Annotated in this window: 9 protein-coding genes and 3 rRNA genes; all 12 read left to right on the top strand. The window is 63.9% G+C overall.

The annotated features are described in order from the left end of the window. The first annotated feature begins 49 nt into the window (after window positions 1–49). Window positions 50–442, top strand: coding sequence for an arsenite efflux transporter metallochaperone ArsD (gene arsD, locus HD594_RS00060; protein ID WP_184748998.1), 393 nt, complete (start codon window positions 50–52; stop codon window positions 440–442). Window positions 443–449: 7 nt separating this feature from the next. Beyond that, complete coding sequence (gene arsA, locus HD594_RS00055) at window positions 450–2,207, top strand: arsenical pump-driving ATPase (protein ID WP_184748997.1); 1,758 nt, start codon at window positions 450–452, stop codon at window positions 2,205–2,207. A gap of 192 nt (window positions 2,208–2,399) precedes the next feature. After that, the gene (gene ppk2 / locus HD594_RS00050; protein WP_184748996.1) at window positions 2,400–3,305 is read left to right on the top strand and encodes a polyphosphate kinase 2; all 906 of its coding nucleotides are present in this window, start codon (window positions 2,400–2,402) and stop codon (window positions 3,303–3,305) included. Between the two features lie 215 nt (window positions 3,306–3,520). Beyond that, complete coding sequence (locus HD594_RS00045; protein WP_184748995.1) at window positions 3,521–4,324, top strand: SDR family NAD(P)-dependent oxidoreductase; 804 nt, start codon at window positions 3,521–3,523, stop codon at window positions 4,322–4,324. 48 nt (window positions 4,325–4,372) lie between these two features. Continuing rightward, on the top strand, window positions 4,373–4,789 hold the full coding sequence (locus tag HD594_RS00040; protein ID WP_184748994.1) for a GNAT family N-acetyltransferase: 417 nt from the start codon (window positions 4,373–4,375) through the stop codon (window positions 4,787–4,789). Between the two features lie 76 nt (window positions 4,790–4,865). Next, window positions 4,866–5,390 carry a ferritin gene (locus HD594_RS00035; protein ID WP_184748993.1) on the top strand — a complete coding sequence of 175 codons (525 nt, stop codon included), beginning with the start codon at window positions 4,866–4,868 and terminating at the stop codon, window positions 5,388–5,390. 91 nt (window positions 5,391–5,481) lie between these two features. Next, window positions 5,482–6,123 (top strand): DUF2461 domain-containing protein, encoded by a 642-nt coding sequence (locus HD594_RS00030; RefSeq protein ID WP_184748992.1) that lies wholly within the window; start codon window positions 5,482–5,484, stop codon window positions 6,121–6,123. 73 nt (window positions 6,124–6,196) lie between these two features. Further along, the gene (locus tag HD594_RS00025) at window positions 6,197–6,442 is read left to right on the top strand and encodes a hypothetical protein (protein WP_184748991.1); all 246 of its coding nucleotides are present in this window, start codon (window positions 6,197–6,199) and stop codon (window positions 6,440–6,442) included. Window positions 6,443–6,503: 61 nt separating this feature from the next. Then, entirely contained in the window at window positions 6,504–7,532 is a 1,029-nt protein-coding gene (locus HD594_RS00020; protein ID WP_184748990.1) for an endonuclease/exonuclease/phosphatase family protein, read from the top strand. Between the two features lie 578 nt (window positions 7,533–8,110). After that, window positions 8,111–9,633 (top strand): 16S ribosomal RNA (locus HD594_RS00015). Window positions 9,634–10,050: 417 nt separating this feature from the next. Then, window positions 10,051–13,159, top strand: a 23S ribosomal RNA gene (locus tag HD594_RS00010). A 108-nt stretch (window positions 13,160–13,267) separates the two neighbouring features. Beyond that, a 5S ribosomal RNA gene (rrf, locus tag HD594_RS00005) occupies window positions 13,268–13,384 on the top strand. The 16S, 23S and 5S rRNA genes sit together here, the layout of an rRNA operon. The last annotated feature ends 53 nt before the right edge of the window (window positions 13,385–13,437 follow it).

Below are 13,437 nucleotides of genomic sequence, written 5' to 3'. Positions count from 1 at the left end.
CTCTGGGACACTCCTCGATGGGGCGGAGGATGGAGATGGAGGACACGACATGACCGCGATCCGCATCTACGAAGCCGCCCTGTGCTGCGATACCGGTGTGTGCGGTGTCGACGTCGACGAGGCCCTGGTGACCATCACCGCCGACGTCCGCCGACTCCAAGAGCTCGGCGTGGACATCAGCCGCCACAACCTCGCGAACGACCCGGTCGCCTTCACGACCGATGAGACCGTGCGCGGGTTCATGCACACCGTGGGCTCGAAGGGGCTTCCTCTCACGATCGCCGACGGCGTGACGATCGCGGCGGGCGGGTACCCGACGCGAGAGCTGCTCCTCGAGGTCGCCGGCGTCGGCGCGCCGCCGCCCGCGCCGGACGGGCGGACCGAGCTCGGGCTATCCGGCGCCGCGTCCTCGGGCTGCTGCGGCGGCTCCGGCTGCTGCTGACACGAGCATGCGCTTCCTCGACCGGGCCCCGCGGTTCCTGTTCTTCACCGGCAAGGGCGGCGTCGGCAAGACCTCGGTCGCGTGCGCGACGGCGGTCGACCTCGCCGCGCGCGGGCGGCGGGTGCTGCTGGTGAGCACCGATCCCGCGTCCAACGTCGGACAGGTCTTCGACGTGACGGTCGGCAACACCGTCACCGAGATCACCGCGGTCCCCGGCCTCGACGCCCTCGAGATCGATCCGGAGGCGGCCGCGGATGCCTACCGCGAGCGCATCATCGGGCCGGTGCGCGGGCTCCTCCCCGAGGTCGAGCTCGCGGGCATCGCCGAGAGCCTGTCGGGGTCGTGCACCACCGAGATCGCCTCGTTCGACGAGTTCACCGAGCTGCTCACCGATGAGGCGGCCTATGCCGGCTACGACCACATCGTGTTCGACACCGCGCCGACCGGGCACACGATCCGACTGCTCCAGCTGCCGGGATCCTGGACCGAGTTCCTCGCCACGGGCGGAGACGCCTCATGCCTCGGGCCGCTCTCGGGGCTCGACAAGCATCGCGCCACGTACGCCGCCGCCGTCGCGGCGCTGACCGATCCCACCCGCACCCGCCTGATCCTGGTCGCCCGCCCGCAGACCTCGTCGCTCGAGGAGGCGGCCCGCACCCTGGGCGAGCTCTCCGCCATCGGGATGACGGACTCTCGCATGGTCGTCAACGGCGTGCTGCCCGAAGCGGCCGGCGAGGAGCCCCTCGCGGTCGCGGTCCGCGAACGCGAATCCGCCGCCCTCGCGGCGATGCCGGCGACTCTGGCCGTGCTCCCGCGCGACGTCATCGGGCTCACGGCGCACAACATCGTGGGCGTCGACGCGCTCCGCGCGCTGTTCGCGCCGCCCGCCGCCGACGCCGCCGCCGATTCGTCGGAGGACGTGGAGATCGCGGATGCCGACCTGGGCGTGCTCGTCGACGCCATCGAATCCGACGGGCACGGCCTGGTGATGTTCATGGGCAAGGGCGGCGTGGGCAAGACCACGGTCGCCGCCTCGGTCGCGGTCGCGCTCGCCGCGCGCGGTCACGACGTGCTGCTCACGACGACCGATCCGGCGGCGCACCTCACGGCGACCCTCGATGGCGGGATCGGCGACCTCACGGTGTCGCGGATCGACCCCGTGACAGCGCTCGAGCAGTACCGGGCTCATGTGATGGAGACGAAGGGCGCAGGGCTCGACGAGGACGGCCGCACGGCCCTCGCCGAGGACCTCATGTCCCCGTGCACTGAGGAGGTCGCCGTCTTCCAGCAGTTCTCCCACGTCGTGCACCAGTCGCGCCGCCGGTTCGTCATCGTCGACACCGCGCCGACCGGTCACACCCTGCTCCTGCTGGATGCCACCGGCTCCTATCACCGCGAGATCGCGCGCCAGATGGGCGAGTCCGGCTTCGGGTTCACGACGCCGCTGATGAGGCTGCAGGACCCGGCTCAGACGAAGGTGGTCATCGTCACGCTCGCCGAGACCACCCCGGTGCTCGAAGCAGCCGCCCTCCAGGGAGACCTCGAGCGTGCGGGCATCCACCCCTGGGCGTGGGTCGTCAACAACTCGATCGCCGCGTCCCGACCCTCCTCGCCGTTCCTGCGCGCCCGCGCGCGCAGCGAGGCGTCGCAGTTCGAGCGGGTCCGCGGGTACGCCGACCGGCTCGCGGTCGTCCCGCTCATGGCCGCTGAGCCGATCGGAGTGCCCAGGCTCCTGGCGCTCGGCGGCGTCCCCCAGCCGACCTGAGAACCGGTCGAGCCTCGCCTCGGTCGTGACCCCGGCCCGTCGAATGGCGTGGAACCGAGGGGGAGCAGACGCCGCGCCGCTTCCGCTCCCGCGTGCCGCGCTGTCAGGATGGGGCGTGGGCCGGCACCGACGGTGTCCACGGTCCCGCCCTCCGGGCGGCGGGGCGAGACGCGCGCAAGGAACGGAGCACGCATGGAAGAGCTTCACGTCGAGAGCCTGCGCGAATACATCGAGCGTCTGCGCCAGCTGGGGTACTCGGTCCGCGACGGCCACTCGCCCGACCCCGATCTGATCGACCCCCGCGGCAACCCCGTCTACACCTGGCAGGAGGGGTATCCGTACGACGAGCGGATGAGCCGCGACGAGTACGAGTTCGAGAAGTACAAGCTGCAGGTCGAGCTGCTGAAGTTCCAGTACTGGCTCGAAGACACCGGCCGGCGCGCGATCATCCTGTTCGAGGGGCGGGATGCCGCCGGCAAGGGCGGCACCATCAAGCGGTTCACCGAGCACATGAATCCGCGGTCTGCGCGCGTGGTCGCCCTGACCAAGCCCAGCGACCGCGAGCGCGGTCAGTGGTACTTCCAGCGGTACATCCAGCACTTCCCGTCCCTCGGCGAGATCGTCATGTTCGACCGGTCCTGGTACAACCGGGCCGGCGTCGAGCGGGTGATGGGCTTCTGCACCGACGAGGAGTACGAGACCTTCATGGACCAGGCTCCGGCGTTCGAGCGGATGCTGGTGGACTCGGGCATCCACGTCACGAAGTTCTGGTTCTCGGTGTCGCGCACCGAGCAGCGCACGCGGTTCGCGATCCGTCAGCTCGATCCCGTGCGCCGCTGGAAGCTGTCGCCCATGGACATCGCGTCGCTGGACAAGTGGGAGGCCTACACCGAGGCCAAGGAGGAGATGTTCCGCCGCACCGACAAGAAGGACGCGCCGTGGATCATCGTCCGCTCCAACGACAAGAAGCGCGCGCGCCTGAACGCGATGCGGTACTTCCTCACCCAGTTCGACTACGAGGGCAGGGACGACGAGGTCATCGGCACCCCCGACCCGCTGCTGGTGATGCGCGGAAAGCGGGAGACCGCGGACGAGTGAGGTCTCCCGCGCGGCGTCGTGCGCCCGCCGGCGCCGACCCGCGGATCGCCGCGTCTCGACGGCCGACGGGGCACGCCTGAGACCTCGCTGTGGAGTGCGCCCGCGTCGCGCCCGTGCGTCCGCGAGGACGTACGATGGGTGTAACCGGACGTATATGTCCGGTTCATGAACGGGCGCGGCGCACAGTGGAGCGCGTCGCGCGGGAAGGAAGAACCATGGACATCGCAGGAAAGGTCTTCGTCGTCACCGGCGCAGGCAGCGGCATCGGACGGGCCGTCGCGCTCCGGCTGCTGGCGGGCGGGGCATCCGTCGCCGGCGTCGACCTCAACGAAGAGAGCATGGAGGGCACGGCCGAACTCGCCCAGGCCGGCGACCGGTTCACCATGCATGCCGTGAACATCACCGACCGGGCCGCCGTCGAGGCTCTTCCCGAGGCCGTCGTCGCCGCGCACGGAGCGGTCGACGGTGTCGCGAACATCGCTGGCGTCATCCAGAAGTTCGAGCGCGTGATCGACCTGGACTACTCCGAGATCGAGAAGGTCATGAACGTGAACTTCTGGGGAGTCATCAACATGGTCAAGGCGTTCCTGCCGCTGCTGACCGAGCGTCCCGAGGCGTCGCTGCTGAACGTCGCCAGCATGGGTGCGTACGCGCCGGTTCCCGGTCAGGCCGTCTACGGCGCATCGAAGGCGGCGGTGTCGCTGCTCTCCGAGGCGCTGTACGCCGAGCTGCTCGGGACGAACGTCGCCGTGACGGCCATCTACCCGGGCGCGATCGACACCAACATCGCCGCGAACTCCGGCGCGCGGCTGCAGGCCGCCCCCGAGGCCGGTGCCGAGAGCAAGCGCAAGATGACCAGCCCGACCGAGGCCGCGCGCGTCATCGTCGAGGCCATCGAGAAGGGGCGCTTCCGCGCCACGATCGGGTCGGATGCGGCCATGATGGACCGCCTGTCGCGCCTGAACCCCAAGATGGCGACCGAGATGATCGGCAAGCAGATGGCGGACCTGCTCAACTGACGTCACAGGATCCTGACGGACCCCATCCGGTCCGTCAGGATGGGCGGCATGGACGACGACATCCGGGTCGAAGCGACCGCACCCGACCTCGACGACTATCTGCTGCTCCGCGAGGTCTCGGGGCTGTCGCCGAAGACGCCGGACCAGGGGCTGCCCGCACTCGCCAACAGCTGGGCGTGGCGACGGGCGGTCACCGGCGATGGGCGCACCGTCGCGATGGGCCGGGTGGTCGGTGACGGAGGCTGGTACTTGCTCGTCGCCGACATGGCGACGCATCCGGACTTCCAGCGTCAGGGAATCGGGCGGCGGATCCTCGAGTCCCTGCTCGACGAGATTCGCGATCGCGCGCCGCGTGGCGCCTATGTGACGCTCCTTGCCGACCCGCCCGGGCAGCCGCTGTATCGGAAGCTGGGATTCACCGACCCCGAGGACGGTTCGACGACGATGCACCAGGTGCTCGCATAGCTCGGCGTCGATATCCTGCTCGTGGCGCCCGCCTACAGGCGGCGCCGCGTACGCGAGCCCTCGAGATCGGAGCACCATGACCACGTTCGACCAGCTTCTCACCGAGCAGATCGGCCACGAGTTCGCCGCGAGCCAGCAGTATGTCGCGATCGCGGTCTGGTTCGACGACCACGACCTGCCGCAGCTCGCGAGCCACTTCTACCGCCAGTCCGTCGAAGAGCGCAATCACGCCATGATGCTCGTGCAGTACCGTCTCGACCGCGACATGGGCGTCACCATCCCGGGCGTTCCCGCGGTGCAGACCGAGTTCGCCGACCACACCGAGCCGATCCGCCTCTCTCTCGAGCAGGAGAAGCGCGTGTCCGAGCAGATCCAGGCGCTGTTCGCCGCGGCGCGCGCCGAGGGCGACGGTCTCGGCGAGCAGGCGATGCTGTGGTTCCTCAAGGAGCAGGTCGAGGAGGTCGCCTCGATGGCGACGCTGCTGACCATCGCCGAGCGCACGACGAACCTCTTCGACATCGAGAACTTCGTCGCCCGCGACATGCCCTCGGGCGCCGCCGTCGAGGCCGACGCGCCGCCGGCGGCGGGCGGAGCCCTCTGAGCTCTCCGGCACGCACGACTGATCAGGCCCGGGTCCGCTTCGGCGGCTCCGGGCCTGTCGTCTGCCGCAGCAGCGAGGCTACGATCGCGACGTGAACTTCTCCGGACTGAACCCCGACGCTCCCGCCTTCTATGCGGAACTGCGCGAGAACAACACCAAGGAGTGGTGGACGGCGAACAAGGACCGCTACGAGCGGAACGTCCGTGCGCCGTTCGAGGCCATCGGCGACGAGCTCGCCGGCGAGTTCGGGCCGGTGAAGATCTTCCGTCCGTACCGCGACGTGCGCTTCAGCGCCGACAAGTCCCCGTACAAGCTGGCGATCGGCATGGTCACGCGATCGTCTCCCGCGCACTATCTGCAGCTCTCCGAGGACGGGCTCATGCTCGGCGGCGGGCTGTACGAGGCGACCCCGGCGATGCTCGCGCGCTTCCGCGCGATCGTCGACGACAACCGGCTCGTCGGCGACCTCGAGGCGACGCTCGACGAGGTCGGCGACGCGGGATTCGAACTCATGGCCGGCGACGCGCTGCGCACCGCGCCGCGCGGGTTCTCGGTCGATCATCCGCACATCGATCTGCTCCGGCTGAAGCGTCTCGCCGTCTCGCGCCGCGAGCCTGTCGCGGAGTGGATGTGGGCGCCCGGCGCGCTCGACGACGTGCGCGACCGGTGGCGGACCGTGTCGATCTGGTGCGACTGGCTCTCGGAGAACCTCGGCGACACGGTCGGCGACTGACGCCACGCCTGGGCGCCCTCGGCCGGGCCCTTTGCCCCTGGTGGCGTCGATGGGCGGCTGGGAGACTGACCATATGTCCAGCGCGGAACCCTTCATGCCGGCGCACGAGCCGCCGCGCCCGAAGCCGTACACCGAGGTGGACATCGATCACGACGAGGACGTCATCTTCGACGAGGACGACGGCTCGGCCCCGGGCCCGGCGTTCGACGAGAAGGCCGCGCCGCCGCCGTTCCGGCGCCCGCACCCCGGCGAGCACGTGAGCCACGACGAACTCGAGCACGACTTCCCCGAGGGCGTCGCCGACGCGCCCGAGCGCTGATGGGCGCCGGCCTCGTATCAGGGCCCTGCGGTCGCGGCTCTCGAAGATGGGAGGTCGTCCGATGACACGCCAGCGATTCAGCGTCGCCACATTCAACCTGTACAACCTGCAGCTGCCCGGCCGTGACATGCACCCCGGTCAGACGCCGTGGACCCAGGAGCAGTACGAGAGAAAGGTCGCGTGGACCGGGAGCCGCCTGGCCGAGCTGGATGCCGACATCGTCGGTCTGCAGGAGCTCTGGCACCGCGACGCCATGGTCGAGATCCTGGCGGCGTCGGGTCTCGCGGGCCGGTACGACCTCGTCGCCGAACCGGCCGACGGGACGCGCATCGTGACGGCGGCGCTCGTGCGCACCGGACTCCTCGTGGGAAGCCCCGAGTGGATCCAAGACTTCCCCGATGCCCTCCGCCTCGAGAGCACGCGGCCGATGGACGTGCAGTCGCCGGCGATCGATGTGCGCATCTCCGGCTTCTCGCGGCCGGTGCTGCACCTTTCCGTGATGCTGCGCGAGGACCAGCCGAACACCGAGGTGTACGTGACCCACCTGAAGTCGAAGCTGCCGAGCCGCATCGACGAGGAGGACTGGTTCGTCGCCGACCCCGCCGCCTTCAAGCCCCACCGGAAAGCCATCGGCTCGGCACTGGCCACGATCCGGCGCACCGCCGAGGCGGCCGCCCTGCGCGTGCTGCTCACCGATGTCATGAAGACCACGGCGACGCCCGTGATCGTCCTCGGCGACATCAACGACGGTCAGCACAGCAACACGCTGAACATCGTGACCGAGCAGCCGCGCTACCTGCTGGGCATCTCGACGGGTGGGGTGGACAACGGCCTCTACACGGCGCAGACGCTGCAGCAGTTCCGCGACACCCGCGACGTCTACTACACGCACGTCTTCCAGGACCTGAGGGAGTCGCTTGACCACGTTCTCGTGAGCGAGCAGTTCTACGACCTCAGCCGGGAGCGCGTGTGGCTGTTCGACGGCCTGACCATCGAGAACGATCACCTCAACGAGGACGATCACAAGGAGACGGGCACGGGCGACCACGGCATCGTGAAGGTGGCCTTCCGGTACCGCCCGGCGGGGTGATTCCGGCTCGCCGCAGGCCGGCGAGACGGCGGTCCGAACGGGCGGGGCGGTGCGACACGCCCGGGATGCGGGGCCGATTCGCCAGAGTGGTGGGGGCCACGTAAAGTATTACTTGTTCGCCCCAAAGGGAGAGCGGAGCGGCCGGAAGGCCCCGCCCCCTCAAGCAGCGGACCACCCCCCATCAAAATCCGCAGAACAGACGTCTGTCTGGGCTTCGTGAGGTGGAGGACATCCCCCTGTTCGGGATGCGGCTCAGCGAGCCGCGAAGCGAGCTGGACGCGCCGCCGGTCGGTTTGACACGGAGCGCGGATGGGATAAGATAGTGAAGTTGCCCCGCGGGGCTGATCTCCTCCTGGTGAGGGGGCCAGTGGTGGGAGCATCCGATCCTTGAGAACTCAACAGCGTGCACTTGTCAAATGCCAAATAATCCTCGTCCAGCTTCGGCTGGTTGAGAATTCCTTTTGGATCAAAGACCAGCCCCCTTGTGGGGTTGGCAATGGATAGTCAGCAATGACATCCCTTTGGTCAGATCAAACTCGCTGCGCGACCGTTTTTCCCGGTTGTGTATGCAAATTTTCTTTACGGAGAGTTTGATCCTGGCTCAGGATGAACGCTGGCGGCGTGCTTAACACATGCAAGTCGAACGGTGAAGCAGAGCTTGCTCTGTGGATCAGTGGCGAACGGGTGAGTAACACGTGAGCAACCTGCCCCGGACTCTGGGATAAGCGCTGGAAACGGCGTCTAATACTGGATACGAGACGTGATCGCATGGTCAACGTTTGGAAAGATTTTTCGGTCTGGGATGGGCTCGCGGCCTATCAGCTTGTTGGTGAGGTAATGGCTCACCAAGGCGTCGACGGGTAGCCGGCCTGAGAGGGTGACCGGCCACACTGGGACTGAGACACGGCCCAGACTCCTACGGGAGGCAGCAGTGGGGAATATTGCACAATGGGCGGAAGCCTGATGCAGCAACGCCGCGTGAGGGACGACGGCCTTCGGGTTGTAAACCTCTTTTAGCAGGGAAGAAGCGAAAGTGACGGTACCTGCAGAAAAAGCGCCGGCTAACTACGTGCCAGCAGCCGCGGTAATACGTAGGGCGCAAGCGTTATCCGGAATTATTGGGCGTAAAGAGCTCGTAGGCGGTCTGTCGCGTCTGCTGTGAAAACCCGAGGCTCAACCTCGGGCCTGCAGTGGGTACGGGCAGACTAGAGTGCGGTAGGGGAGATTGGAATTCCTGGTGTAGCGGTGGAATGCGCAGATATCAGGAGGAACACCGATGGCGAAGGCAGATCTCTGGGCCGTAACTGACGCTGAGGAGCGAAAGGGTGGGGAGCAAACAGGCTTAGATACCCTGGTAGTCCACCCCGTAAACGTTGGGAACTAGTTGTGGGGTCCTTTCCACGGATTCCGTGACGCAGCTAACGCATTAAGTTCCCCGCCTGGGGAGTACGGCCGCAAGGCTAAAACTCAAAGGAATTGACGGGGACCCGCACAAGCGGCGGAGCATGCGGATTAATTCGATGCAACGCGAAGAACCTTACCAAGGCTTGACATACACGAGAACGCTGCAGAAATGTAGAACTCTTTGGACACTCGTGAACAGGTGGTGCATGGTTGTCGTCAGCTCGTGTCGTGAGATGTTGGGTTAAGTCCCGCAACGAGCGCAACCCTCGTTCTATGTTGCCAGCACGTAATGGTGGGAACTCATGGGATACTGCCGGGGTCAACTCGGAGGAAGGTGGGGATGACGTCAAATCATCATGCCCCTTATGTCTTGGGCTTCACGCATGCTACAATGGCCGGTACAAAGGGCTGCAATACCGTGAGGTGGAGCGAATCCCAAAAAGCCGGTCCCAGTTCGGATTGAGGTCTGCAACTCGACCTCATGAAGTCGGAGTCGCTAGTAATCGCAGATCAGCAACGCTGCGGTGAATACGTTCCCGGGTCTTGTACACACCGCCCGTCAAGTCATGAAAGTCGGTAACACCTGAAGCCGGTGGCCTAACCCTTGTGGAGGGAGCTGTCGAAGGTGGGATCGGTAATTAGGACTAAGTCGTAACAAGGTAGCCGTACCGGAAGGTGCGGCTGGATCACCTCCTTTCTAAGGAGCACTGCACTCTTCGGAGTGACAGAGCCGGATTCGAGACGAATGTTCTCGACCGGAGCTCATGGGTGGAACATTTGACAAGGCGCTCATCGTCTCTCGATGGCCTCAGTACGCCGCTTGCGGTTGGAACGGGTTGTCGGACAGAGGGTGGGCGCTGCACGCTGTTGGGTCCTGAGGGACCGGATGCCGTTCGGTTGAACGGCAGCTGACTCTCAGGGCCCCTTCTGGCGCCGGCCTTGTGGCTGGTTGCGGTGGGGGTACCGCCCGTACTTTGAGAACTACACAGTGGACGCGAGCATCTTCGAACCGGACTTCGGTCTGGTTCGTTATAGATGATCTTAAAGATCATTAGTCAATTTCTGATCCAGGCCTTTCGGGGTCTGGGTTCGATTCTTGATGAAACTCATGTGATTTCAAGTCTTTAAGAGCAAACGGTGGATGCCTTGGCATCTGGAGCCGAAGAAGGACGTAGCAATCTGCGATAAGCCTCGGGGAACTGATAAGCAAGTTTTGATCCGAGGGTGTCCGAATGGGGAAACCCCGCCAGGCGGCGTGCCGACCTGGTGACTCCCGCCTGAATATATAGGGCGGGTAGAGGGAACGCGGGGAAGTGAAACATCTCAGTACCCGCAGGAAGAGAAAACAACAGTGATTCCGTCAGTAGTGGCGAGCGAACGCGGATCAGGCTAAACCTCATGCGTGTGATACCCGGCAGGGGTTGCGTGTGGGGGGTTGTGGGACGTTCCTGGTTGTTCTGCCGAGCAGCCGGCGTGACAGAAGCGTGTAGACGAACCGTCTTGAAAGGCGGGCCATAGTGGGTGCCAGCCCCGTAGTCGAAATGCGTGTTCTGGCGTGGAGCGTATCCCAAGTAGCACGGGGCCCGAGAAATCCCGTGTGAATCTGTCAGGACCACCTGATAAGCCTAAATACTCCCAGATGACCGATAGCGGACAAGTACCGTGAGGGAAAGGTGAAAAGTACCCCGGGAGGGGAGTGAAATAGTACCTGAAACCGTTTGCTTACAAACCGTTGGAGCACCCCTGGTAGGTGTGACAGCGTGCCTTTTGAAGAATGAGCCTGCGAGTTAGCGATACGTGGCGAGGTTAACCCGTGTGGGGTAGCCGTAGCGAAAGCGAGTCTGAATAGGGCGATTCAGTCGCGTGTCCTAGACCCGAAGCGAAGTGATCTATCCATGGCCAGGCTGAAGCGACGGTAAGACGTCGTGGAGGGCCGAACCCACTTAGGTTGAAAACTGAGGGGATGAGCTGTGGATAGGGGTGAAAGGCCAATCAAACTTCGTGATAGCTGGTTCTCTCCGAAATGCATTTAGGTGCAGCGTTGCGTGTTTCTTGCCGGAGGTAGAGCTACTGGATGGCCGATGGGCCCCACCAGGTTACTGACGTCAGCCAAACTCCGAATGCCGGTAAGTGAGAGCGCAGCAGTGAGACTGTGGGGGATAAGCTTCATAGTCGAGAGGGAAACAACCCAGACCACCATCTAAGGTCCCTAAGCGCGTGCTAAGTGGGAAAGGATGTGGAGTTGCTTAGACAACCAGGAGGTTGGCTTAGAAGCAGCCACCCTTGAAAGAGTGCGTAATAGCTCACTGGTCAAGTGATTCCGCGCCGACAATGTAACGGGGCTCAAGCACGCCACCGAAGTTGTGGCATTGACATTATTGGTAGGCCTTCGTGGTCCAGCCGTGTTGATGGGTAGGAGAGCGTCGTGTGGCCAGCGAAGCGGCGGTGTGAACCAGCCGTGGAGGCCACACGAGTGAGAATGCAGGCATGAGTAGCGAAAGACGTGTGAGAAACACGTCCTCCGAAAGACCAAGGGTTCCAGGGTCAAGCTAATCTTCCCTGGGTAAGTCGGGACCTAAGGCGAGGCCGACAGGCGTAGTCGATGGACAACGGGTTGATATTCCCGTACCGGCGAAGAACCGCCCAAGCTAATCCAGTGGTGCTAAGAGTCCTAACTCAGGATGTACGGATCCCTTCGGGGTGAAGACGCTTGAGCGAACGCTCGACCCCATGCTGGTGCGGCTAGCGTATTAACAGGTGTGACGCAGGAAGGTAGCCCATCCCGGGCGATGGTTGTCCCGGGGCAAGTGCGTAGGCCGAGTCATAGGCAAATCCGTGACTCATACAGGCTGAGACACGATGCGGATGAAAAGTGGGTGATCCTATGCTGCCGAGAAAAGCATCGACGCGAGGTTCTAGCCGCCCGTACCCCAAACCGACTCAGGTGGTCAGGTAGAGAATACCGAGGAGATCGAGAGAATCGTGGTTAAGGAACTCGGCAAAATGCCCCCGTAACTTCGGGAGAAGGGGGGCCTTCGACGTATTAGGACTTGCTCCGAAAGCGTTTGGAGGCCGCAGAGACTAGTGGGTAGCGACTGTTTACTAAAAACACAGGTCCGTGCCAAGTCGCAAGACGATGTATACGGACTGACGCCTGCCCGGTGCTGGAAGGTTAAGAGGACGGGTCAGCCGCAAGGCGAAGCTCAGAATTTAAGCCCCAGTAAACGGCGGTGGTAACTATAACCATCCTAAGGTAGCGAAATTCCTTGTCGGGTAAGTTCCGACCTGCACGAATGGCGTAACGACTTCCCAACTGTCTCAACCGCGAACTCGGCGAAATTGCATTACGAGTAAAGATGCTCGTTACGCGCAGCAGGACGGAAAGACCCCGTGACCTTTACTACAGCTTGGTATTGGTGTTCGGTGTGGCTTGTGTAGGATAGGTGGGAGACTTTGAAGCGGACACGCCAGTGTTCGTGGAGTCGTTGTTGAAATACCACTCTGGTCACTCTGGATGTCTAACTTCGAACCGTGATCCGGTTCAGGGACAGTGCCTGGTGGGTAGTTTAACTGGGGCGGTTGCCTCCCAAAAAGTAACGGAGGCGCCCAAAGGTTCCCTCAACCTGGTTGGCAATCAGGTGGCGAGTGTAAGTGCACAAGGGAGCTTGACTGTGAGACTGACAGGTCGAGCAGGGACGAAAGTCGGGACTAGTGATCCGGCAGTGGCTTGTGGAAGCGCTGTCGCTCAACGGATAAAAGGTACCTCGGGGATAACAGGCTGATCTTGCCCAAGAGTCCATATCGACGGCATGGTTTGGCACCTCGATGTCGGCTCGTCGCATCCTGGGGCTGGAGTAGGTCCCAAGGGTTGGGCTGTTCGCCCATTAAAGCGGTACGCGAGCTGGGTTTAGAACGTCGTGAGACAGTTCGGTCCCTATCCGCTGCGCGCGTAGGAAGTTTGAGAGGATCTGACCCTAGTACGAGAGGACCGGGTTGGACGAACCTCTGGTGTGTCAGTTGTTCCGCCAGGAGCACCGCTGATTAGCTACGTTCGGGATGGATAACCGCTGAAAGCATCTAAGCGGGAAGCCGGCCTCAAGATGAGACTTCCATACCCTTCGGGGTGAGAGGCTCCCAGCCAGACTACTGGGTTGATAGGCCAGATGTGGAAGCGCAGCAATGCGTGCAGCTGACTGGTACTAATAAGCCGATGACTTGATAACACACCGTTCTATGGTGCTTGCGTCCACTGAGTGGTTCCCGATGTACGGTCGGGAATCAGCAAACGAACCATGTTCGTTATGCGACCGATACGAAAACATCAATAGTGTTTCGGCGGCCATAGCGAGAGGGAAACGCCCGGTCACATTCCGAACCCGGAAGCTAAGCCTCTCAGCGCCGATGGTACTGCAGGGGGGACCCTGTGGGAGAGTAGGACACCGCCGGACTTCCATTAAACCGAATGGCCACCCAACGCAGGGTGGCCATTCGGCGTAACGCG

Origin of the sequence: Microbacterium thalassium, from assembly GCF_014208045.1 — a bacterium.
GTDB classification, from domain to species: Bacteria; Actinomycetota; Actinomycetes; order Actinomycetales; family Microbacteriaceae; genus Microbacterium; species Microbacterium thalassium.
The sequence above is the reverse complement of the archived record's forward strand: the minus strand, read 5'-3'. Positions and strand labels throughout refer to the sequence as shown.

Excerpts from the sequence above, each read along its gene's own strand:
- HD594_RS00020 (WP_184748990.1), top strand. The coding sequence starts at position 6,504 with ATGACACGCCAGCGATTCAGCGTCGCCACATTCAACCTGTACAACCTG.
- arsA (WP_184748997.1), top strand. The coding sequence starts at position 450 with ATGCGCTTCCTCGACCGGGCCCCGCGGTTCCTGTTCTTCACCGGCAAG.
- HD594_RS00035 (WP_184748993.1), top strand. The coding sequence starts at position 4,866 with ATGACCACGTTCGACCAGCTTCTCACCGAGCAGATCGGCCACGAGTTC.
- arsD (WP_184748998.1), top strand. The coding sequence starts at position 50 with ATGACCGCGATCCGCATCTACGAAGCCGCCCTGTGCTGCGATACCGGT.
- HD594_RS00040 (WP_184748994.1), top strand. The coding sequence starts at position 4,373 with ATGGACGACGACATCCGGGTCGAAGCGACCGCACCCGACCTCGACGAC.
- ppk2 (WP_184748996.1), top strand. The coding sequence starts at position 2,400 with ATGGAAGAGCTTCACGTCGAGAGCCTGCGCGAATACATCGAGCGTCTG.
- HD594_RS00045 (WP_184748995.1), top strand. The coding sequence starts at position 3,521 with ATGGACATCGCAGGAAAGGTCTTCGTCGTCACCGGCGCAGGCAGCGGC.
- HD594_RS00025 (WP_184748991.1), top strand. The coding sequence starts at position 6,197 with ATGTCCAGCGCGGAACCCTTCATGCCGGCGCACGAGCCGCCGCGCCCG.